Raw genomic sequence first — 24171 nt, forward strand, 5'->3', positions numbered from 1 at the left:
TAATAGCGAATAGCTTTAACTTCTTTCGGCGGGTAACACATGTACCTGTCGCTAAGCTTTCGGTACAAAAGACAATCGCTGAAAGAAGTTAAAGCCTCAGGCGGATGTCACTGAATTTATGCCGGGGCATAATTGATGTGGGGGAACAGATGCAGTGCGAAAGAGAACATTAATAATTGTTTTAGCTTTTTTATGTATTTGCTTTAGTATCGTCATTTTTCTTCCTCTTCAAAAGGTATTCGCATTTACGGAAACACGTATAAATGATCCGATAGTGCATTATATACCACTGACAACTGAGGATACATTTGAAATTAGATATACTCACTCTATCCATAAAACGGATGTACTCGAACATTATAAATACATAGATGGAACACGTATTCAAATGTTAGGGATGGAGTATGAAAGTTTAGCAATCGGCATGCCGAGCTATGCAGAAAAAAATCAAACATTAACAGAACGCGATGGTAAGTATTTTTTGCAGTTTGACAATGAAGTCATTGAAAATTTTACGATTTATATTGCCGATTTGGATTTAGACCTTGTATTAGATTACGAGAATTATGAATACGATTTAAAAAAAGACTTACAAAGGGGAAAATCCTATTTATTTGAGGTGAAGCGTTTATCACTTTATGAACAATGGAAAGGAGTAAGGATGAAATGACGACACAGCATAAATCAAACGACGAAGTAAAAAAAGAAGAATTCGAACAAATATCAGCTGAAGAGCAACAAGCGATACTTGAGAAATATGATATTGAATCCAATGTCCGAACGGTATCGGGCATTATGAAGCATGTCATTTTCTTTGGACTACTAGCGTTTTCATTGTTCCAGCTTTACACGGCAATTAAAGGCCAATTCCCAGCGCAAATTCAGCGTACGATACATTTAGGTTTTGGTTTGACCCTAATTTTCTTGCTATTCCCTGCTCGAAAAAAAGCAGCAAAGAATAAAATAGCGTGGTTCGACTATATTTTAGCGGTATTATCCATTGTAGTAGGTTCGTATTGGACAATGAATTATACAGAGCTTGTTAATAGTAACGGTACCATTACGCAAACAGATTTTATTGTAGGTCTCATAGCGGTCGTGTTGGTGCTTGAAGCAGCCCGTCGTGCAGTAGGTGTACCGATTACCATCATTGCTATATGTTTCTTAATATACGCCTATTTCGGACCGTATTTCCCAGATTTTATGGCGCACAGAGGGCAAGATATTGAGAGTATTGTTAATCTCATGTATTTTACGACAGATGGGATTTTTGGAACACCAATTAGTGTTTCAGCCACATTTATTTTTGTGTTTTTACTTTTTGGAGCATTCCTTGTCAAAACAGGTGTTGGCCAATACTTTAATGATTTAGCGGTATCTCTTGCGGGTAAATTAATTGGTGGTCCTGCAAAAGTGGCGGTTTTTTCTAGTGCACTTCAAGGTACGATTTCAGGAAGCTCTGTAGCGAATGTTGTAACATCTGGATCCTATACGATTCCAATGATGAAAAAGCTAGGGTACCGTAAAGAATTTGCGGGTGCAGTTGAGGCGGCGGCATCTACAGGTGGGCAGTTAATGCCTCCGATTATGGGTGCGGCAGCGTTTTTAATGGTTGAATTTATCGGTCGCGGAATTACGTATTGGGATATTGCGAAGGCGGCTGCGATACCTGCATTGCTTTATTTTACAGGTATTTGGATTATGACTCACTTCGAAGCGAAACGTGTAGGTTTAAAAGGCTTACGTGATGATCAGATGCCAAATCGTCGAGAGGTATTTAAGAAAATTTACCTTCTATTACCGATAATCTCTATCATCGTTTTAATGTTAACAGGTACACCAGTAATGCATGCAGCGCTTTACGGTATTCTTATTTCTATTGGCGTTGCTATGTTTAATAAGGAAACACGTTTAAAACCAATGGATATTATTGATGCATTAGTTGAAGGGGCTCGTACAGCACTTGGTGTTGTAGCGGCAACAGCTTGTGCGGGTATTATCGTAGGTGTTGTTGTGAAAACGGGTCTTGGCTTAAGTTTAGCTAATAGTTTAGTGGAATTAGCTGGTGGTAGTATTATTTTAACGCTGATTTTTGTGATGATTGCTTCCCTAATTCTTGGGATGGGGGCTCCGACAACAGCGAACTATGTAATTACATCAACAATTGCTGCTCCTGCGATCGTAGCATTATTATCACCGAATACACCACAGGAATTAGTACCAGTAGTTGTTTTATTATCGGCACACTTCTTTGTATTCTACTTTGGTATTATTGCCGATATAACCCCGCCTGTTGCACTTGCAGCTTTTGCGGCTTCGGGAATCTCTGGTGGAGATCCAATTAAAACAGGTGTAAACTCAGCGAAGCTTGCTATTGCAGCGTTTATTATTCCGTATATGATTGTATTTTCACCTGCATTGCTAATGATTGATACAACTATACCTGAAATTATATGGGTAGTAATTACGGCCATTACAGGAATGGTAGCCATAGGTGCGGGAGTAATCGGTTATTGGTATCGAAAAATGCTTTGGTTTGAACGCATTATTGCGATTGCAGCGGGTTTACTTCTGATCTATCCAGAAAAACTCTCGGATTGGGCTGGCTTAGCAATCTTTATTGTTATGTTTATTATTCAATATGTAACGCAGCATAAAGGTAACGATGATGACAATCGAAATAGTAAAACAAGTGTTACAGCTTAAGTAGAAGTAAAAGGGCTTAGGTCCGTAGTTATAAAATTAAGAATCTGCTCATTTTCTGAGTTAGTAAGTGCATGCCTTGTATGTTTAGAAGGAATTTGCTTAACTTACAAGCTACAGGAACGAGCAGATTCTTTTTTTGCAGCGAAAGTGGAATAAGAAGCACATACATAACTTAGCACAAAAATTCAAGAAAAATGATTATCAAAATATGTTCAAAAGTAAGCAAAAGTTGATTTGCATGTTTTTTTGATAATTGTTAGTTTTTGATAAACGAAATAAAGGTTTGCCATTTAAAGGTAATTATCCTTTGTTATATTTTCAATGCATTGAAAGGAGATTTCGAAATGAAAAAAGCAAGTTTACTTTTAATGATTATCCTTTTAATCTTTTCTCAATTGTCATTGGGTAATCTATCTGTTTATGCGACAAGCAACAATGAAACTGATATTGTACAATCGAGAAATTTAAAAGATGAAAATATTCTAAAGGATGATGAAAACAAATCACCACCAGAAGATGCTTTTATAATAAAGGATCTTGGCGATGGTGTTGCTATTACTAAGCATTATTTTGGTATATCAAAGGATTATATTAATATACCTGATGAAATCCGGGGCAAACCCGTTATAGAAATAGGGAATGGAGCATTTTCTGGTAAGAGTCTAGCGAGTGTAAAGATTCCGTCAAGTGTGAAAACGATTGGGGAACTTGCATTTTCTAGTAATAAATTAACGAATGTGGATATTCCGCCGAACGTTCGAACAATAGGGCAAAGTGCATTTTTTGACAATCAATTAACAAGTGTAAAAATTCCGGATGGCGTTAAGACAATAGAGGCAGCCGCGTTTTTAAATAATCGATTAACAAACGTAGAGATTCCATCTAGCGTAACAACGATAAAGGATTTTGCATTTACTAATAATAAGTTAACAAGTATAGAGATTCCATCAGGTGTTACATCAATAGGATTTTCAGCTTTCAATGGAAATTCGATAACAAGTGTAGAAATTCCAGAAAGTGTTACAGAGATTAAAAGTAATGCTTTTTATAATAACAGTCTTGATTTTGTAACGTTTACTGGTACACATAATTTCCAATGGTCTGAGAAAAATTCTCCATTCAATCCACAAAAAAAGGAAGGGAGAACGTTTTTGGGTTGGTTTGAAGATGAGGATTTTACAAAAGTTTGGAGTTACTCAGTAGTACAACCGATGACAATTTATGCAAAGTGGAGCCATTATGTTGTTACTTTTGATGCCAATGGGGGAAGTGAAGTTCCATCGATAATGGTAGCATATAACGAAATAATGGAAGCTCCATCGAATCCAGTGAAAGAAGGCTACGCATTTGAAGGTTGGTATAAGGATAAAGAACTGAAAGAATTATGGGATTTCGATCAAGATGTAGTGAAAAAAGATATCACGTTATATGCTAAATGGAAGAAAATAAGCTACACTGTCACTTTTGATGCCGATGGAGGAAGCGAAGTACCGTCCTAATCGGTGGTACCTGGTGAATTAGTGAAAGTCCCATCCAATCCGGTAAAAGAAGGGTACACATTTGCGGGTTGGTATAAAGATAAAGGGCTGACGGAAGCTTGGGATTTTGATCGAGATTTAGTAACGAAAGATATCACGCTATACGCCAAGTGGTCGAAAGTAAGCTATATCGTTACTTTTGATTCCGATGGAGGAAGCAAGGTACCATCCCAATCGGTGGAACCTGGTGAATTAGTGAAAGCCCCATCCAATCCGGTAAAAGAAGGGTACACATTTGCGGGTTGGTATAAAGATAAAGGGCTGACAGAAGCATGGGATTTCGATCAAGATGTAGTGGAAAAAGATATCACGCTATACGCTAAATGGTCTAAAGTAAGTTATGTTGTTACTTTTGATTCCAATGGAGGAAGCGAAGTTTCATCACAAACAGTAGGATATAACGAATTAGTGAAAGCGCCAGCTGCTCCAAAGAAGGAAGGCTATACATTCGACGGCTGGTATAAAGATAAAGAATTGACAGTGTTATGGGATTTTGCAAAAGAGGTAGTGACCCAAAATGTTACGTTGTATGCGAAATGGACAAAGGATAACACATCGGGTGGAGGATCTGGCTGGACGCATCTAAACACTGTCACTTTTGATTCCAATGATGGGAGTGAAGTACCGCCGCAAACAGTTGGATTTAACGACCTAGTGAAGGCCCCATCTACTCCAGTGAAGAATGGCTATCAATTTACTGGCTGGTATAAGGATGCAGAGCTTAAAAATGCATGGGATTTTACAAAAGATAAAGTAACGGCGGACATAACGTTGTATGCGAAATGGACAAAGGATAATATGTCAGAAGGTAGCTATATCGTTACTTTTGATTCAAACGGAGGCAGTAAAATCCCGTCACAAATAGTGGCGTATAAAGCTTTAATAAAAGCCCCTTCTACTCAAAAGAAGGAAGGCTACACATTTATCGGTTGGTATAAAAATAAAGAATTCATAAAGGCATGGAATTTTAAGAAAGATGTAGTCACAGAAGACTTAACATTATATGCTCGATGGATGAAGGAAAGTAAAGGTTGTGACATTGCTTTTAAGGATATTGATCATAACTGGGCAAAAGATATAATTAAAGAAATTGCTAATCGATGCATTATTAAAGGCTACCCAGATGGCACTTTCCGACCAAACGATCTGGCTCAACGTCAGCACGTGGTGCTTATGATTGACCGTGCGTTACGACCAGCACCAATTCGAGAGGCTGTATCATTTTCGGATGTACCTAAAAACCATATATATTATGAACAAATTACACGACTGCAACGAGCAGGTATCGTGGATGGTTCAAACGGAGCTTTCCGTCCAGATGCATATATAACACGTGCCCAAATGGCAAAAATAATGGTGCTTGCATTTGGCCTAACGCCTAAGGGCAAAAGTACGTTTAAAGATGTCGATCCATCACACTGGGCGAGTGGATATATTGCCACTCTAGCAGATCATAATATTGCACTAGGTGATGAAAACGGTAATTTTAGACCGAATGAAAACTTAACACGCGCACAATTTACAGCGTTTATGTATAGAGCGCTTGGTTTATAAGTCTTACTATGAAGGGGATGTATCGTAATTTGATACATCTCTTTTTCTATTCTGAATAAGCGAAACGATAATGTTTCTACACTTTTTTCATTTTGGTTAGTTTGAAAACTTCGATGTATTTAATTATCAAAAAAATATTTTAATAAAGTTTATAACTGCTTAATACGGGGTATCCATTTAATGGGTACCCATTTATTTCAAACTATTGAAAGGATACTACAAAATGAAAAAAACAAGTTTATTAGTAATGAGCATACTTTTGATATTCTCCCAATTAGCATTAAGTAATCAGCCTGTTTATGCAAATAGCGATAGTGAAGATGATTTTAAAACGACTAGCGTGGACGATGGTGTTGTTATTACAGGGTATAACGGTATATCGAAGGATATTGTTATTCCGAGTGAGATTAAAGAGAAACCAGTTGTAGCAATTGAACAATATGCGTTTTCAAATAAGAATCTAAAAAGTGTAAAGATACCATCAAGTGTTACAAAGATTGGCTATAAGGCGTTTTATAATAATCTATTAACAAATGTAAAAATTCCTATAGGTGTTGAAAATATTGGAGGTCATGCATTTAGCAACAATAGTTTAAAGAATGTAGAGATCTCATCAAGTGTTACAACGATCGGGGATTATGCATTTTATAATAATCTATTAGCAAACGTAAAGATTCCATCGAGCGTTACAACTATAGGTAAGGGCGCATTTTATAGTAATCGATTAACAAGTGTAGAGATCCCATCCAGCATTACAAAGATTGGAGAACAAGCGTTTCAGAATAATCAATTAACTAGTGTGGAAATCCCATTAGGTGTTCAAAATATTAAAGGTTCTGCATTTAGTTATAATCAATTAGCAAGCGTAGAGATCCCATCAAGCGTTACAACGATTGGACATTCGGCGTTTGCATATAACCAATTAACAAGTGTAGAAATTCCATCAAGTGTTGAGATGATTGAATACGGCGCATTTTCTAGAAATGAGTTAGATTATGTAATATTTCATGGGACACCTCAATTAAATTCTGACCCTAACGGAGGCCCATTCGATTTTCAAATCAGAGGAGCTAAATACTTTAATGGGTGGTTTGAAGATTCAGGTTGTACTATTAAGTGGACTAAATCTGTAGTGCAGCCAATGACAATTTATGCAAATTGGAACACATGTAAGGTGAAAGTAACTTTTGATTCAAATGGAGGAAGTGAAGTTCCGTTTAAAATAGTTACAGCTGGAGAATTGGTGGAAGAACCATCTGACCCAGTGAAGGAAGGGTATACGTTTGATGGCTGGTATAAGGATTCGGAGCTGACAACAGTTTGGGATCTTACAAAAGACATAGTCAAAGAAAATCTAACGTTATATGCAAAGTGGATGGAGGACGACACTTCGGAGCAAATCTATATCGTCAGTTTTGATTCAAATGGAGGAAGTGAAGTCGCATCAGAAGAAGTGAAAGAAGGAGAACTGGTAAAACCCCCAACTGTACCAACGAGGGAAGGGCATACGTTTGCTGGTTGGTATAAGAATTCGGAGCTGACAACAGCTTGGGATTTTGCAAAAGATAAAGTCGAGGAAAACCTAACATTATATGCAGAGTGGATAGAGGACGACATTGCAGAGCTGAGCTATATCGTCACTTTTGATTCAAACGGTGGAAGTGAAGTCATACCAGTAGAAGTGAAAGAAGGAGCACTTGTGAATACGCCAACTGCTCCAACGAAGGAAGGGTATACGTTTGCTGGTTGGTATAAGGATAATGAACTGTCAGAAGCATGGGATTTTGCTAAGGATATAGTCAAAGAAGAACTAACACTATATGCAAAGTGGAAAGAGGACGACACTTCGGAGCAGAGCTATATCGTCAGTTTTGATTCCAATGGAGGAAGTGAAGTCACATCAGAAGAAGTGAAAGAAGGAGAATTAGTAAAAACATCAACTGCCCCAACGAAGGAAGGATATACGTTTGCTGGTTGGTATAAGGATAGTGAACTGTCAGAAGCATGGGATTTTGGAAAAGATATAGTGACAAAAAACATCATGTTGTACGCGAAATGGACAAAGGACAATACTACTGAAGGTGGATCTAATGAAGCTATGCCAAGCTATAATGTCACTTTTAATTCAAACGGAGGAAGTGAGGTTCCATCTAAAGAGGTTTCAAAAGGTGAATTGCTACAAGTGCCGCCTACACCTGTGAAGGAAGACCAAATATTTGCCGGTTGGTATAAGGATGAAGAACTCACGAAAGCATGGGATTTCGAACATGATGTAGTAACAGCTAACGAAATATTATATGCTGAATGGACAAAGTATAATTCTTCTAACGGGGGATCTAGCCAAGGTTCGCCAAACTATAACGTCACTTTTAATACAAATGGCGGAAGTGAAGTACCGTCCCAAACTGTAGCCTATAAAGCATCGTTGCAAGCACCTTCTAACCCAATGAAGGAGGGTTATACTTTTGCTGGATGGTACAAGGATGAGGAGCTCACAAAAGCATGGGATTTTGCTAATGATGAAGTGATAGAGAATACAACATTATATGCAAAATGGACGAAGCTAGGCAGTGACTGTAATATTACTTTCAAAGACATTGATAATAACTGGGCAAAAGAGATGATTGAACAAATTGCCAATCGATGCATTATCAAAGGCTATCCAGATGGCACTTTCAGACCAAATGACATGATTCAACGTCAGCATGTCGTACTTATGATTGAACGTGCCTTACCTCTAACACCACTCCGGGAAGCTGTACCATTTTTGGATGTCCCACATAGCCATCCGTACTATCAGCAAATCACATTACTCCAACAAGCGGGCATTGTAGACGGTTCAAACGGAACTTTCCGTCCAGATGCTTATTTAACACGTGCCCAAATGGCAAAAATGATGGTGCTTGCCTTTGATTTAACTCCAAGCGGGAATAGCTCGTTTAAGGATGTCGATCCATCACACTGGGCGAGTGGATATATTGCTACACTAGCGGACCATAACATTGCACTAGGCGATGAAAACGGTAATTTTAGACCGGATGAAAACTTAACACGCACACAATTTACAGCGTTTATGCACCGAGCGCTTGGTTTATAAGTCTTACTATAAAGAGAGATGTATCGTAATTTGATACATCTCTTTCTCTGATTAACCTCAAAGTTCAATCTAAAAAGTAGATAGCTTTTATACTTTTTATGCATAATGAGCATCGTTTGTTGCTTTTTTTACAAAGATCATTGTATAATTCTTTTATCAGAAAATTCAATCAAATAAAAAGGAGAGATGATTAAATGAAAAAGTTGTTTAACTCAAAATTTGAAACATATCTAATGGATCAGGAACTGGAGCTTACTATGGAAGAGGAAAAAAATGAGGAGCAACTATCGATGGTGCATTATGAAGAATATCCAGAAGGTTTTTTTACAAGTTTATAATAAATATTTGAAGGACTGTGCTAAAGGTGAAATAACTTTTAACACAGTCCTTCGTTTTTTTTTTACATATATTAATCATTTTTGGATCATCATCATAGCGTGTGGTTGATTTCCGTTCCGACTGAACGCTTTGTTGTTGTTGCTGTCGCTACGCTTTCGCACAGAAAAAAACCAGTTGCTGTCGCTACGCTTTCGCACAGAAAACATCCGCTTCGCTGCGGGGTCTCGGGCCAACAGATGTCTTTTGCGCGAAAGCGTAGTGCTAACGAAGCGTCAGCAGCACCGAGGTTGGCCACGAAGGCGTTATCACAGGACGTGATGGTTTTAGCCTTCGTTCCTCTATTGCTGATCCCCAAGGAGTCGCCCAGTCTCCACTCCAATCAACTTATATATGGCATACGTTTTAATAAATGTCATCAACTTTTGGTGAGGAGCCTCTTGAAAATATCATTGTTTTTCATATATATAGGTCTAATTCCATATGTACTTTTAAGAAATAGTTTCATGTATAATGGGAAACAAAAATGCGTATAGAGGTGTAGTTATGTCAAATGCTGTAATCTTAGAAGAAACAATTTATCAATGGTTTGATCATTTTCATAAATACCCAGAGGTAAGTTGGAAGGAATTTGAAACTACTAAAAAGATTGCGTCGATTTTAGATGAGTTAAACGTATCCTATCATTTGTTAGGGGATGTTCCAGGGCTGATTGCGGAAATTGGCACAGGTGATGAAATTGTTGCTGTACGTGCAGATATAGATGCTTTATGGCAAGAAGTGGATGGGAAATGGCAAGCGAACCACTCGTGTGGGCATGATGCAAATATAACGATGGTGCTTGGTGCTTTATTACTGCTGAAAGATCGACCATTGCAACATCGTGTTCGTTTTATTTTCCAGCCTGCTGAAGAACTTGGGAATGGCGCTTGTGCAGCCTTTGAGCGAGGAGCTGTTGATGGTGTATCGCATTTATTTGGTGTTCATTTAAGACCAATTGAAGAGCTACCACTTGGCAAGGTATCGCCTGCTATCCATCACGGTGCAGCTTATTTTTTAGAAGGAACAATACGAGGCACTGATGCCCATGGTGCTAGACCTCATCAAGGGAAAAATGCAATCGATGTTATTATGGCCGTACAACAAATGCTCCATAGCATACATTTATCGCCTTTCGAGCCTCATTCGGCAAAGTTAACGAAAATTGTTGCAGATGGTGGTAGTACGAATATTATTCCAGGTACTGCGAGCTTCTCTATGGATATTCGCGCGCAACGTAATAACCAACTAGAATTGCTTCGTAGTCGTATTGAGTTTGGTTTAACATCAATCAAGCAGCAGTTTGAAATTGATATGGAGTGGGAATGGTTAGATTTCACACCTGGCGCTGAGGTTTCTTCAGTTGCTGCACGTATGGCTAAAGACGCAATTATTGAAACACTTGGAGAAACGCATCTATCTGAGGAAATAACAACACCTGGAAGTGATGATTTCCATTTTTACACAGTTAAAAAACCTGAATTAAAAGCAACGATGATTGGGATTGGGGCCAACTTAACTCCTGGATTACATCATCCAAAAATGACTTTTGAACGAAATGCATTAATTGATGCTGCAAAAGTACTTGCTTGTGTGTTAGAAAAAAAACCTGAATACGAATAACGATAGCGAGAGGGAGCTATATCAAAAGTGCAAAATTCTTTTGGTAAAGTTCCTTTTTCTTTTCTTTTTTTGTAGAAATGTATGAATATTTTGCATTGTCCTTAATAGCTATTTGAAAGCGTTTTTATGCGCAAAAACAGTCGAAATCGCTCGAGAGGCATAAAATTTTTGCGTTGACTTTTAATTTTTTGAATATTATGCTAAAAAACATAAAAAATTATTTGCATCTTTGCAAACCAAGATTAACAATTAGCGCAAAAAAAGGGGATGGATTCATGAAAAAAGAAATTAATGCAGGATGGGCACTTCTGACATTTGCAATAATGATTATAGCTATGCTAATTACAGTAGTTGTGTTAGAGCAAAGTCCTCACGTACCACTTATTGTTGGAACAACTGTAGCAGCTATTGTCGCTAAAATGCATGGATTTAAGTGGATAGAAATCGAGGAAATGATGTATAAGGGGATACGTCTAGCTTTACCAGCAATTGTTATTATTATTTTAGTAGGTTTGACAATCGGCGCATGGATTGGCGGCGGTGTCGTAGCGACAATGATTTATTTTGGTTTAAAATTAATTTCTCCAGCTTGGTTTTTAGTAACAATCATGCTGTTATGTTCAATTGTTTCCTTGGCAATTGGTAGCTCATGGTCGACGATGGCAACAATCGGTGTTGCCGGAATGGGGATTGGTTTAAGTATGGGAATTCCTGCAGCAATGATTGCTGGAGCAGTTATTTCGGGTTCATACTTTGGTGATAAGATGTCACCATTATCGGATACTACTAATCTCGCAGCAGGTTTAACAGGCACAGACTTATTTGATCATATTAAGCATATGCTTTATACGACAATTCCAGCTCTAGTCATTGCGATCGTTGTATTTGGAATTATGGGAAGAAGCTTCGCAGACATCTCAATGAAATCAGAAAGTATTTTAACAACATTAAAAGTAATGGAGGACAGTTTCGTTATTTCTCCTTGGTTATTGCTTGTGCCAGTTGGTGTAATTGTATTGGTAGCGAAAAAAGTACCTGCGATTCCAGCTTTAGTTGTCGGAATTATCTCAGGATTCTTACTACAAATCTTCGTACAAGGCGGTACACCTACAATGGCTGTACATGCTTTACAAGAAGGATTTGTGATTTCAACTGGCAATGACATGGTGGACAATCTATTTAACCGTGGTGGCTTAGATTCGATGATGAATACGGTTTCAATGACAATTGTGGCGATGACATTCGGTGGGGTGTTAGAATATTCCGGCATGTTAAAATCACTTATGAATGTTATTGTGAAGTTTGCTAAATCTACAGGAAGCCTAGTTGCTTCAACGATTGCTGCATGTATTACAACAAATGCTACATGTTCTGAGCAGTATATTTCAATTGTTGTTCCATCACGTATGTTTGCGAATGTCTATCGAGAGCGTGGTTTGCATTCGAAAAACTTATCTCGTGCGTTGGAGGATGGGGGAACACTAACTTCTGTATTCTTCCCATGGAATACTTGTGGAGTCTTTATCTTAGCAACATTAGGTGTAGGTGCAATGGAATATGCACCATATGCAATTATTAATTTCCTTGTACCTATTATTTCAATTTTTTATGCATATATCGGATTTGCGATTGTTAAGCTGACGCCGGAAGAAATGGAAGCAGCAGAGAAGCGCAAAAAAGAGGAAGAATTAAATGAAGCTAATATGGTCATGGCAGACTAAATCTAAAAGAGCAATTATGCCGAGGCATAATTGCTCTTAATAAGTTGCAAAGTTTAATTCGTATATTGTGCGTGGGCGACCTTGTTGGTGTGTCATTTCTTCACCAACAACTTTAGCATAACCGTTATCCACTAATTTTTTTATAATGCGCTCTGTTGTACGACGTGTAACCTGTAAGTATTCAGAAAGATTATGGGATGTAAATTGAGCTGATTGTCGCTCCCGGCTAAAATGAATGATCTTGGAAATATTTAATGGACTTAAGCTTGTTTGCTTTGCCATTTGTAAAACATAGGGATCATCTGTTTTTAAAGCTAGTTTTACTTCCGATTTTGGAAATGGACCTAGCAAATTTTTATGTTCATCTAGTATATAAATCTCACAAGGTTTAGCAAATGTTAAAGCATTTTTAGCATTTTGATTAGCCTCAAATATTGAATGGCCATAACCAAATGCTAGATTAAATGGCTTATCAGCTTGTTGTAATAAGTTCTGTAAATTCTCTTTTTCAAGTGCCTTTTGCAAATGCCCAGCTGTCGTATATAGCTCAAAAGAGTACGGTGAAATTTCTTTATAAGTTGAATGTGTAGCTGCTGTGATTTGCGTTAATATGTTAAAGTCTATAGGTTTATCTTCAGGAGCTTCTAATAGTCCAACAACAGCTTTGACAGATTCGGATTTTATAAGAAGTGATTGAGATTTCGTCTCCTCTAAGCATTGAACAATGGAGTTAGTTGCATCTAACATGCGCATTGCAGGTATTTGAAGAGCTTGTAATTCATCAAACACACTATGAATACTTGTTATGACAAAATCAATGCTATTAGCTTCCCATAAAGTTATATGATGCTGCAATATTGATTGGGTAGGTTTAGTGATAGAAATAGGCTGGATATATGGTTTTGGACCATAATACTCTATTTCTGTTAGAACATTTTCTACTATAGTAGGATTCATAACATCAATGGAAATTCTACTTAAAGGTACTGCATGATTAGCTATAAGCGATAATAAGGTTGTGGAAATTGCCGTCTCATCTTGTTTTATATAATTCCAAGGTATTGGTAGTTCTGACAGTGCAGATTGGGCATGTAAATAGGGTAGGGTTCCTCCGAATAAAAGTGCATCACATGGCTTCATTTCCTTTAACAAAACGGGTGATTCTGTAGGTTGCTTGTAAAGATAAAAATCTATTTGAATATTCTCTATGTTTTGTGCGATACTGTTTATACGCTTCATAAATGCTTTCGAGCAGATAACCGCTATTTTAGTAGACATAGGCAACGTTCCTTTGCTATTATTTTTTTGACAATTAGCGACGTATTAGCGACAACTACATTATACAGGAGACTGATAAAAATGAAAATCCAACAAGTAGAGATTTTTGCAATTCATTTACCACTTATTGATCCATTTATCATCAGTTATGCTACATATGATACAATGCCTTCTATTATTTTGAAGGTTACGACAGACACAGGTATTGTAGGCTACGGTGAAGCAGTACCAGATGAGCACGTAACAGGGGAGACGTGGGAGAGCACGTATGCTGTGTTAAAGAATCAGCTTGCTCCTGCAATCATTGGAGAAAATCCAATGGGCTTTGAAAAACTTCATGATAAATTGAACAAAGTTGTGAAGGATGTGCCAGCAGCGAAAGCAGCGATTGACATTGCTTGTTTCGATATTGCAGGTAAAGCGTTACAAGTTCCAGTGTACCAACTACTAGGTGGGCGTTATCATGAGAAATTCCCGATTACGCATGTACTGAGCATTGGAACACCTGAGGCGATGGCCGAAGAGGCGGCTAACCGTGTGGAGATGGGCTATCGATCATTTAAAATGAAGGTAGGGACAGAGGTAGCTCGTGATGTTGCTCGTATCAAAGCGGTACGTGAACGTGTTGGTGAAGACATCGCAATTCGAGTAGATGTAAACCAAGGATGGGGCAATGCGTCAACTACTTTACAAGGTTTACGTGCATTAAAAGATTTAAATATCGATTGGTTAGAGCAGCCAGTTGATAGTGAAGATATTGATGGAATGGTAGAAGTGAAGTCGAAAACAGATGTACCATTAATGATTGATGAAGGACTTCGCGGTGTACCTGAAATGCGTGAAATTATTGCAAAACGTGCTGCAGATAAAGTCAATATTAAATTAATGAAGTGCGGTGGAATTTATCCTGCTATGAAACTAGCAGTGATGGCTGAAATGGCAGGCATTGAATGTCAAATCGGTTCAATGGTAGAATCATCAGTTGGTTCAGCAGCTGGCTTCCATGTAGCATTCTCTAAAAAAATAATGACGAGTGTAGAATTAACAGGTCCATTAAAGTTCTCTAAGGATGTCGGAAACTTACACTATGATGTGCCATTTATTTGTTTAAATGAAAAACCAGGATTAGGTGTAGACGTAGATGAAGAAACCCTTAAAGAATTATGTAAGTTCTCAACAATTGTAACAGCCTAAGGAGGCGGCGAAATGGAAAAAATTTATGAAGGCATGCTTGGAGAAACGCCGTTTTTTGTTACAACATTAAATCTTCAGCATTTGCAAGAAATTGAAAAATTACAGCTTGAGGTTTATCAATCATTAGCAGATCAAAGTGTTTTACAGCCATTAAGCACTGAGGAATTTGACTATATTTTAAGCGGCAATGGCATGATGATAGGTGCTTACGTAGGGGATGAGTTAATTGCCTTTCGCGCACTATTGAACCCACCTGTTGATGACGAGCACCTTGGCTATGATTGTGGGATTGTCGAGGATGAATTTCATAAAGTTTTATATCAAGAAATATCGAATGTCTCACCAACATATCGTGGCTATGGATTACAAAAAACATTAGCCCAAATTGTCATGGGTCATATCGATTTAGAAAAATATGATTATGTATGCTCAACGGTAAAGCCATATAATATCCCCAGCTTGAAAGATAAATTTTCTCAAGGGTTAGTGGTAAAGGGATTAAAGATTAAGTATGTAGACAAGCTACGATATGTTTTCTATAAAGACTTGCGACAAGAGCTACCAACCTTTACAGAAAAGATGACGATTTCGATGGATGATACGGTTGGTCAGCAACAGCTTTTGAAACAGGGTTATATAGGTACTTCTATGTATGAGAATCAAGATGATTGGTTCGTCGTTTATGAAAAATAAATAATAGTAAAAAGCCTTACCTTCTACTTATTGTGAGAGGTAAGGCTTTTTTGTTTAGGAGATTTTTATTTCATCGGGCAAAAACCACAAGCCATTAAACCAGGTATGTCTTTTGAAAAACAGCATGATTTCCGTACGGGAACGTTCACTAAATTAGTGGGGCTTTGACCTCCTGTATATTGTGCCCACCAAGATTTATTGGAGAAACGAGCCCATGTTTTAGGGTCCTCTAAAGCTTCAATATCCTCCATTGCTTGATCGGCTAGTCCAGGATTAGAAAGCAATATGTGATAGTGCCAAAGTAAATATCCGAAGAAATTCTCCCAAATAGTAAGAGGGGAAATAGATGTTACTTTACGGAGCTGTTGAACGATTACATGCCCATCATATAGAATCTTCTCAATAACTGCTTGTCGCTCATCCTCCTCGACATAGCGCCAATCGTTGGGGTTAACAAACATTGCGACTGTAAAACTGTCGAATTCTTTTGCTGCATCAAAGCGAAGCTCGATTGGTTTACCGTCCCACACCTCGTCATAGGCGGCAAGCATGTAAAGTTGCATAGCGAAAAACATACCGTAGCGGCGTGAAAAATGAGAAATAGCGGCTGTTTCCGTTGCTGCATCTGTAATGCCCATCATAAGGTTTAAAAAGTCAGGATGGTAAAAGTCCTTATGTATATCAGCTAATGTAAATAGTGTCCGCTTTGGTTCTGTCGTATAAATGCTATAGGAATTCAATTGTCGAACTTGATCCATCGTTAATGCTGGCATCGTGATCACCTTTTCTTTCAGTCTTCTGCTACTTCAATTATAAATTAATCATTTTTGCTTCACAAATGGTATGCAATATAGTAAAATACATTAAACATATCTGAAAGGTAGGTTTTAAAATGTCACAGCCTCATTCAATTCCAAGGCCGCTCGTTCGACTCAATCAATGGACGATTCTTTTAAGTGTCATGCTAACGTGGGTAACGGGCGTTTTTTGGATTTTAGCAATTCCTTTAGTAGCAAATTTACTTGGCGTTTTATGCAATTACAATCCTATTATTCGAGTAGGGAAGCTGTTTCTAAAAAAGGCTCCATCTACTTATATACCAGAGGATGCACAACAACAAAAATTTAATTCTAATATTGCTAGCTTTTGTTTAGCAGGCGGAATTTTAGGTTACTTGCTTAAATGGCAAGTGGTTGGCTACCTCTTTACGGGAATGGTTGCAATAGCTTCATCGTTAGCAATTGCAGGCTTTTGTATAGGTTGTTTCCTACATTTTCAGCTAAAGCAATGGCAATATCGTCGCTCGCTGAAAAAGGCATAAAAAAACTTTAAAAAATTTTCAGATTAATGTTGACTTTATAATTGATAATGATTATCATTATCGTATAAAGATTATTCCTCCTCTACAATACAGTGTAGAGAGGATGAACTTTAGCTACTTTTCTCCAGAAGTTTGCTAGTTCATGAAGACGCTCCTAAAACCCCCCTCATTTTTTGGGAACGTAAAATCTCTAGACGACTCACTCCATTGTGATTGAGTCGTCTTTTTTTAATCGAAACTGCAATTGTTCCGATAAAACGAGATATTATTCCGATAAAAGCTAAAATTGTTCCGATAAAATGAGATTATGTTCCGATAAATCTTCAAAGTATCCCTATAAAAATGAAAGAAATCAGCTTTAGTGAATTCTGATTTTATTAATGAGTAAGTAAGGAATGACATTTGTTAAATCGTATGCCAGGCATATAAGTTGATTGGAGTGGAGGCTTGGTGACTCCTTGGGGATCAGCGTCACAGATGAGACCCTGGAGCGAGCAAAGCGAGTGAAGCGGCTCATCGGACGCCCCCAGGAAAGCGCCCAGCCGGAACGGAAATCAACTACACGTTATGTTATTGACCCTAAAAATTGTAATTTAATATATGATATCCCTAAATGCATATAGTAATTAGAGTGACAATTTGATTGTTTAACGATATTAGGGGCGGGAGTGATTATCTTATGTTTTATATTAGAAACTTCGAAGGTAATAAAAATGAGTTTGAATTCTTTCAAGAAATGTTATATGAGTCTGTAATTATTCCTGTCAATAAGCCATCAAAAGAGGTTTTGCTAAACTCGCCTGACATAAGAAAATATCATGAAGGTTGGGGGAGAAAGGGAGATACTGTTTTGATTGCCTTTGACGCAGAAAATCAAACTGTTGGTGCAGTCTGGTACAGATTGTTTGATGAAAATAATAAAAGCTATGGATATATTGATAGCAATACTCCTGAAATAGGAATTGCTGTTTCAAAAGACGTAAGAGGAAGAGGAAGAGGATTAGGGACTTTACTAATGCGTAAAATAATTCAACAAGCGCAGGATGAAGGATACAATACCATTTCACTTAGTGTAGACCTTGAAAATAGTGTGGCCATTAATATTTATAACAAACTAGGCTTTCAAGATTATGAAGTAGTAGGAACATCTAAAACAATGATTTACAAATTATAGTGCTCTCTAGAATAAAAAATGTACACTACTAAGTAAATTTAGTAATGTACACTTTTAATATTACTGAGTAGGGCTGCTGTTATGAACAGCGCTTTTTTTTCCTAGTATCATCGTATAGTAGCTATGAAGTAGCATGCCCACAATGATGACACCTAAGCCCGCGAGTGCAATTGGATTTGGGAATGCAATGCCGAGCAATAATACTTCACCGATAATGACAAAGAGTATTTCAGTCGATTGTGTTGCTTCAACTGCTGCAAGCTTGCCTTGATGATCGCGAACACGGTCAGTTGCAATGAAAAATAAAGTTGTGGCGATGACACCAGAGCTTATACCTACAAGCAACGATTGCATTACTTGGCTGCTAGAAGGAAGCCCGACCGTTGCTAATGCATAAATAGCTAGAATAATCCATGCAGGCATCGAGGCGATGGTCATACCAAGAACTCGTTGATATGTATCGATACGTCCACCGCAGATTTCCATCATTTTACGATTACCAAGAGGGTAGGCAAAAGCAGCGATGACAACAGGTAAAATGCCAAGCATTAAACTTTTAAATGGGACAGATTGTGCCTGTGGTATTTGGATAAGTAAAATGCCGGCTAAAATAACACATGAAATGAGTAATGAAATAAGCGGTATTTTTTGACGTACTGTTTTCCCAGCTACTATTGAAACAAATAGGGGTGCTAGTAATACGCCAGCGACAATTGTCAATTGCCATGTTCCAGAAACGAGCCACCCTGGACCGAATGCTGCTGCAAATGTCAGTGGGGCATAGAACAATACGAATCCAATAAAGCTCCAAAGTAGCCAAGCGACAGGCTGTGCCTTCATTTCACCTGATAGTTGGGTAAAACCTTTTCGATAGAAGACAATCACAAGTAAAAACGGAAGCATGAAGAAATAGCGCAAAGACGCACTCCAAAGCCAGCTACCACCTTGCATTTCCATTGCATGATTTAATATAAATGTAACAGCAAAAAAAAGTGAGGCTAAAATGCCTAATGCAATTTCTTTCATTAAATTCACCTCAAAATCCTTTATGTAATTTGAAAATTCAGTTATCGTTTTTTAAAAAATTACGAAGAAGGGGTAAACCCTTCTTCGTAATTACTTTCCTTGTTGTTCAAAGAGCTGTACGATTTCGATAATCACTTGTGTAGCTTTCTCCATCGTTTCTCCAGATACATATTCGAATTTACCGTGCATATTTTCGCCACCTGCAAAAATATTTGGTGTTGGTAAGCCCATGTAAGAAAGCTGTGAACCATCAGTACCGCCACGGATTGGTAATGTAATTGGAGTAATATCTAACTTTTCCATCGCTGTGCGTGCAATATCAACGATTTCTTTTACAGGCTCAATTTTTTCGCCCATATTATAGTATTGATCTTCCATAGTAATGCTTAAAGCATGCTCGCCATATTGGGCTTTAATTTTCGCCGCAGCATCAAGCATTAATTGTTTTTTCGCCTCGAACTTTTGACGGTCATGGTCACGGACGATATAAGAAAGCTCAGCATGCTCGATCGCTCCGTTAAAGCCCATTAAGTGAATAAAGCCCTCATAGCCTTCCGTTTTTTCTGGTACTTCAGCAGTAGGCATTTCATTTTGGAAAGCGATCGCCATTGTGATGGCATTGACCATTTTATTTTTTGCAGATCCAGGGTGTACACTAGTACCTTTTGTCACAACCTTTACGCCTGCAGCATTAAAGCTTTCGTATTGTAGCTCGCCAAGTGGTCCGCCATCCATCGTATAAGCATAGTCTGCTCCAAAGGCAGCCACATCAAATTTATGAGGACCGCGGCCAATTTCTTCGTCAGGTGTAAATGCTACACGTAATTTACCATGTTTAATAGAAGGATTATTTACTAGGTATTCCATAGCCGTCATAATTTCTGCGATACCAGCTTTATCGTCAGCACCTAATAACGTAGTGCCATCCGTTGTAATTAACGTTTGACCTATATAATTTTTAAGCTCCGGAAAATCTGTTGGCGACATCGCTAGATTTTCATTGAGCTGGATCGTTCCACCATCATAGTTGTCAATGCGCTGTGGATTAACGTTTGTGCCGGTAAAATCTGTTGTAGTGTCCACATGTGCTAAAAAGCCAATTGTAGGCACTTTTTTATCTGTATTTGCTTCGAGTGTCGCAAATAAATAACCATTTTCATCTAATGTAATGTCAGTTAAGCCTATTGCAGCAAGTTCATCTTTTAGTACATGCAATAAGTCAAATTGTTTTTGTGTTGAAGGAGTTGTTTCGCTTGTGAAATCAGATTGTGTATCAATTTTTGCATAACGAATTAAACGCTCGATTACTTGTTCTTTCATAAGTATGGCCTCCTAATGTGTATGTTTAACTACTTTCAGCCCCCGGCGGATGTCACGGAATTGGCTTTGTGCAAGGACAAAGCCGATTCCGTGACATCCGCCAAGTTATAATTGATATTATTGTAACACTTTACTTCGGATTTCGGAATATTGAGAAATACTTAAGGCAATTAGTATTTGGGCACTGTAATATGTCAACATAATAAACTCATGTGAAAATGGTAAAGGCATAACAAATTTATTAATAGCTAAATAGGAATCTGATGAAATAAAGAGCAGAGCGCCGATCGTTGCAAATGTAGAACCTGTTCGAATCGCAGTCCAACCCATCGTTAATATGACGGAAATATAAGCAATGACCGCGATACCAAGCACGACTTCTCCTGATGAAAATACAGTACCTGCAATCCACACAGCCATACTTGCACCGTAAACGAGTAAGACAATCTTCACCCAAGTCAGTACTTGTCGTTCATTAGTAGAAGAAAAGGCCAGGATATAAAAAATATGCCCGATTAAGAAGCTTGTTAGCCCAATTAGAAACCACTGTAGCGTATAATCGCCGACCATACAAAACACAAGTCCGATGACAATCAGTAGTTGATACTTTTTAATGCCTAAATTTTTTGATGTAGCGGCTAAAATAATGATTAAAAGCATTGGGATGACTTTAAAGATCAGTATCAAGCTTTCTGCAATATGAGACAGGAAAAAAACATAATAAAGACCAAACAAAATAATAAATGCTATTAAAACTTTTTTAGACAAATTTCTCAGCTCCTTTTCTTTGAAATTCTTTATCTATGTTAGAATTTCCTTTATTCTTTTGTGAAGGAAATTTACGGGAGGGTACTCATTCATCTTATGTATGAAACTTTTTTGGTATGTAGCCGTAAATAAGAGGACAGTAAGCTTAGAGAGGGTGAACAAAATGACTAAGCTATTAATAGCTTCGGCAGTCATTGGGCTAATCGCGAGTGTTTTATTAACACCGATTATAACGAAAAAACGAGAAGATGGCGGATCTAAAAAAGTAATTGGCTACTTCTTTATAGGTGTATTTGTACTAGGGTTTTTAGCTACTGGTATAACAGTATATGTGACAAACATGGATGTAAACTGGCTTGCTTTTTGGCCCGCTATTATTCTATTAACATTAGGTGGCGCGCTTCTTGCAGGTGGTATAGAAAGAAAAATAAAGGGTGTTTTATTTTTAGCTAGTTTAGGTGTTGCAGTGTATGTATTATCAGCTCCTTTATGGAATGCTAACGAAAAATTCAAATCAGCTGAAATGAAGGAAGAGGTTGAAATAAAACCATTCGATGAAACACAAACTCCAGCTAGTGTTCCTCCTAAATTTGCGCGAAATAAGATGAAAAAAGCGTTCGGACAAGTACCGAATACGAGTTATTATGAGCTAGGGCGCTTACAAATTCAAAAAGTGAATGGTGAGTATGTTTATATTGCACCAGTTGAGTTCTCGGGTTTCTTTAAATGGATGAACGGCGGGTCGACTCCTGGTTACTTTATAATGAGTGCAACGGATTCGGCAGATAACCCTAAATTTGTTAAGCAGGAAATGAAGTATGTTCCTTCTGCGTATTTAAATTCAAATTTAGAGCGTCATATACGTTTACAACATCCATTCCTTGTTTTTTGCGGAGATGTACAACTTGAAATAGATGATGATGGTAAACCATACTACATCCGTTCATATGGTGAGTTTATCTCAGCACGTAATGGCTTCGATGTAAAAGGGATCGTGCTTGTAGATGCGCTAACAGGAAAATCAGAAGTTATTAAGCTGGAGGATGTCCCAGAATTTATTGATGGAGCGGTTTCTCCAGAGACAGTAAGCTTACAAAATAGTTATTTCGGTAATTATGTACATGGATTTTGGAACAGTCAGTTTGGTAAGAAAGATGTAAAACTTCCTTCTGATGAGGGAACAGAGGCAAATGTTAGCCCAATTTTTGACGAGAAGGGCGATATGTATTATTTCACAGACTTTACGAGCCCTAAAGAGGGTGTCGATTCAATGCTTGGCTATTCCTTAACAAATGCACGAACAGGTCAAGCAACCTATTATACTGGAAATCAAGACGCTTCTTACATGGATTCACAAGGTAACTTGCAAATTATCGAGAAGAAATTTATAGAGAAAAAATGGTCTGGAGAAATGCCGGTGTTGTATAACTTTTACGGCGAAGCTAGCTGGCTAACAGCGGTACTTGATTCAAATGGTTTCTTACAAAATTATTTCATCGTATCTGCGGCAAATCCTGAAATTTCCGTATATGCGACAACTCCTAAAGAGGCATTAAAATTATATAAAACAGCCTTAAGTCGCGGTGGAACTACAGTCGAAGGAAGTTCACATGCGGAAGAGAAAAATGTAAGTGGAAAGGTGCTTCGCGTTTACAAGGAACGTCTCGGTGACTATACAGTTGTATCATTTTTACTAAATAACGGTGAAAACTATTTAGTAAGCTCAGAAACAGAACCGCTTGCAATTTATTTGCAAGAAGGTGATGAGGTCATTCTCACTTATGGTGATACGGGAGAGCAATTCTTACCAGTTCGATCAATGATTATTAAAGGATTACAATAAAAGAAAAAAGACGATCTTTGTAGCTTAGTACTACTTGATCGTCTTTTTTATGTTGGTTGAGATTCTATATAGTGAAGCATCTTTTCCTGATGATTAGTATAAAGTGCTTTTGCATGATCGTTTAACGCAAATATTTCATGAATGTACCCTTGAAGTAAATGTTGTTCATATTCAAAATCAGAATGGTCTTCGTTTTCTACTATATGCGCTAATAAAAGTGCATGTAACACAACGACCTCTAAATTTTGTGTATTTGTAATGAATTTTAAGTTGAGAATGGTAGTATGGGAAACGAATTGATTCACATAATCAATAGCATTCTTATAAACAGCTAAGTCGATCTGTGGTTCAAGTCGTTTACTTAATAGTGTACAATTATTATTTAAGTCTTGAATTTTTAAAAATAAACCTCTTATACTTCGCTTATGTTGCTGTTCTAAAGTACGAGCAAGATTTTTATCGACATAGGACATTTATACATAACTCCTTTCCACATAGTGGTCATCTATTAGTATTAATGGAATTATTTAAAAAGAAAAGAGTCTTTTTGTTTAATTTATACCTAGATTTAACTTCTCCCACAAAAAAGTCTCTTACTTTAAACGTGAAAAACAATGTACTTTTTCATTTAATCAGCTATTGAACAAAGTTTGATCAAAACGATAATTCAATTATTATATAGGAAGCTTTTCAACGAAATGAAAAAATATAAATATTTATTAGAAAAAGTATTGACCTTTTTAAAATACGGGTGTAATATTATACAAGTCGTTAAGACAGCTACTAAAAAACAACTAAATTAGTTGTTGACATAGAGTTTGCGACATGATATTATATAAAAGTTACTGTTGAAGAAATGGTAACGAAATGAACCTTGAAAACTGAACAAGCAAAACGTAATCAATAAAGTTTTTAGTAGCTAACCTTGAGTTGGTGAACG

General features: G+C 37.5%; 19 protein-coding genes. 13 read left to right on the top strand and 6 right to left on the bottom strand.

Features of this window, described 5'->3' with window-relative positions; genetic code table 11:
* Nucleotides 1-154: 154 nt before the first annotated feature.
* The 8 genes from ACMZ42_RS22705 to nhaC all read left to right on the top strand — a co-directional run bounded on the left by ACMZ42_RS22705 (nucleotide 155) and on the right by nhaC (nucleotide 12614).
* Nucleotides 155-670 (top strand): DUF1850 domain-containing protein, encoded by a 516-nt coding sequence (locus ACMZ42_RS22705; protein WP_415732872.1) that lies wholly within the window; start codon nucleotides 155-157, stop codon nucleotides 668-670.
* A complete protein-coding gene (locus ACMZ42_RS22710; protein ID WP_415732873.1) occupies nucleotides 667-2706 on the top strand; it encodes a TRAP transporter permease in 2040 nt (679 codons plus the stop codon). The genes ACMZ42_RS22705 and ACMZ42_RS22710 overlap by 4 nt, the downstream gene beginning before the upstream one ends.
* A 344-nt stretch (nucleotides 2707-3050) precedes the next feature.
* On the top strand, nucleotides 3051-4205 hold the full coding sequence (locus tag ACMZ42_RS22715; protein WP_415732874.1) for a leucine-rich repeat protein: 1155 nt from the start codon (nucleotides 3051-3053) through the stop codon (nucleotides 4203-4205).
* 3 nt (nucleotides 4206-4208) lie between these two features.
* Nucleotides 4209-5798, top strand: a complete 1590-nt coding sequence (locus ACMZ42_RS22720) for an InlB B-repeat-containing protein (RefSeq protein ID WP_415732875.1) — start codon at nucleotides 4209-4211, stop codon at nucleotides 5796-5798.
* Between the two features lie 223 nt (nucleotides 5799-6021).
* Entirely contained in the window at nucleotides 6022-8895 is a 2874-nt protein-coding gene (locus tag ACMZ42_RS22725; protein WP_415732876.1) for an InlB B-repeat-containing protein, read from the top strand.
* 194 nt (nucleotides 8896-9089) lie between these two features.
* Nucleotides 9090-9233 carry a hypothetical protein gene (locus ACMZ42_RS22730; protein WP_415732877.1) on the top strand — a complete coding sequence of 48 codons (144 nt, stop codon included), beginning with the start codon at nucleotides 9090-9092 and terminating at the stop codon, nucleotides 9231-9233.
* 544 nt (nucleotides 9234-9777) lie between these two features.
* The gene (locus ACMZ42_RS22735) at nucleotides 9778-10893 is read left to right on the top strand and encodes an amidohydrolase (RefSeq protein WP_415732878.1); all 1116 of its coding nucleotides are present in this window, start codon (nucleotides 9778-9780) and stop codon (nucleotides 10891-10893) included.
* Between the two features lie 275 nt (nucleotides 10894-11168).
* A complete protein-coding gene (nhaC, locus tag ACMZ42_RS22740) occupies nucleotides 11169-12614 on the top strand; it encodes a Na+/H+ antiporter NhaC (protein ID WP_402871040.1) in 1446 nt (481 codons plus the stop codon).
* 36 nt (nucleotides 12615-12650) lie between these two features.
* On the opposite strand, the gene ACMZ42_RS22745 is transcribed toward nhaC, so the two are convergent.
* Nucleotides 12651-13892: a hypothetical protein gene (locus tag ACMZ42_RS22745; protein ID WP_415732879.1), complete on the bottom strand. Its 1242-nt coding sequence runs from the start codon at nucleotides 13890-13892 to the stop codon at nucleotides 12651-12653.
* Nucleotides 13893-13973: 81 nt separating this feature from the next.
* Between ACMZ42_RS22745 and ACMZ42_RS22750 the strand changes: the two genes are divergently transcribed.
* Nucleotides 13974-15086, top strand: a complete 1113-nt coding sequence (locus ACMZ42_RS22750; protein WP_415732880.1) for a mandelate racemase/muconate lactonizing enzyme family protein — start codon at nucleotides 13974-13976, stop codon at nucleotides 15084-15086.
* 12 nt (nucleotides 15087-15098) lie between these two features.
* Nucleotides 15099-15779 carry a GNAT family N-acetyltransferase gene (locus tag ACMZ42_RS22755; protein ID WP_415732881.1) on the top strand — a complete coding sequence of 227 codons (681 nt, stop codon included), beginning with the start codon at nucleotides 15099-15101 and terminating at the stop codon, nucleotides 15777-15779.
* Between the two features lie 65 nt (nucleotides 15780-15844).
* Here the strand turns inward: ACMZ42_RS22755 and ACMZ42_RS22760 are convergent, their stop codons facing one another.
* Nucleotides 15845-16552 carry a Fe-S oxidoreductase gene (locus tag ACMZ42_RS22760; RefSeq protein ID WP_415732882.1) on the bottom strand — a complete coding sequence of 236 codons (708 nt, stop codon included), beginning with the start codon at nucleotides 16550-16552 and terminating at the stop codon, nucleotides 15845-15847.
* Between the two features lie 119 nt (nucleotides 16553-16671).
* On the opposite strand from ACMZ42_RS22760, the gene ACMZ42_RS22765 reads away from it, so the two are divergent.
* Complete coding sequence (locus ACMZ42_RS22765) at nucleotides 16672-17100, top strand: DUF4395 domain-containing protein (RefSeq protein ID WP_415732883.1); 429 nt, start codon at nucleotides 16672-16674, stop codon at nucleotides 17098-17100.
* Between the two features lie 679 nt (nucleotides 17101-17779).
* On the top strand, nucleotides 17780-18274 hold the full coding sequence (locus tag ACMZ42_RS22770) for a GNAT family N-acetyltransferase (RefSeq protein ID WP_415732884.1): 495 nt from the start codon (nucleotides 17780-17782) through the stop codon (nucleotides 18272-18274).
* A 60-nt stretch (nucleotides 18275-18334) separates the two neighbouring features.
* Here the strand turns inward: ACMZ42_RS22770 and ACMZ42_RS22775 are convergent, their stop codons facing one another.
* The 3 genes from ACMZ42_RS22775 to ACMZ42_RS22785 all read right to left on the bottom strand — a co-directional run bounded on the left by ACMZ42_RS22775 (nucleotide 18335) and on the right by ACMZ42_RS22785 (nucleotide 21388).
* Nucleotides 18335-19300: a multidrug resistance efflux transporter family protein gene (locus ACMZ42_RS22775; protein ID WP_415732885.1), complete on the bottom strand. Its 966-nt coding sequence runs from the start codon at nucleotides 19298-19300 to the stop codon at nucleotides 18335-18337.
* 90 nt (nucleotides 19301-19390) lie between these two features.
* Nucleotides 19391-20620 carry a peptidase T gene (pepT, locus tag ACMZ42_RS22780; protein ID WP_370082922.1) on the bottom strand — a complete coding sequence of 410 codons (1230 nt, stop codon included), beginning with the start codon at nucleotides 20618-20620 and terminating at the stop codon, nucleotides 19391-19393.
* A gap of 117 nt (nucleotides 20621-20737) precedes the next feature.
* Entirely contained in the window at nucleotides 20738-21388 is a 651-nt protein-coding gene (locus ACMZ42_RS22785) for a lysoplasmalogenase (protein ID WP_415732886.1), read from the bottom strand.
* A gap of 163 nt (nucleotides 21389-21551) precedes the next feature.
* Here ACMZ42_RS22785 and ACMZ42_RS22790 point away from each other — a divergent pair, with 163 nt between their 5' ends.
* Nucleotides 21552-23231, top strand: coding sequence for a hypothetical protein (locus ACMZ42_RS22790; protein ID WP_415732887.1), 1680 nt, complete (start codon nucleotides 21552-21554; stop codon nucleotides 23229-23231).
* A gap of 47 nt (nucleotides 23232-23278) precedes the next feature.
* Here the strand turns inward: ACMZ42_RS22790 and ACMZ42_RS22795 are convergent, their stop codons facing one another.
* A complete protein-coding gene (locus ACMZ42_RS22795; RefSeq protein WP_370082928.1) occupies nucleotides 23279-23704 on the bottom strand; it encodes a hypothetical protein in 426 nt (141 codons plus the stop codon).
* Between the last annotated feature and the right edge of the window lie 467 nt (nucleotides 23705-24171).

Origin of the sequence: Lysinibacillus sp. NPDC056185, from assembly GCF_047737915.1 — a bacterium.
Lineage (GTDB): Bacteria > Bacillota > Bacilli > Bacillales_A > Planococcaceae > Lysinibacillus.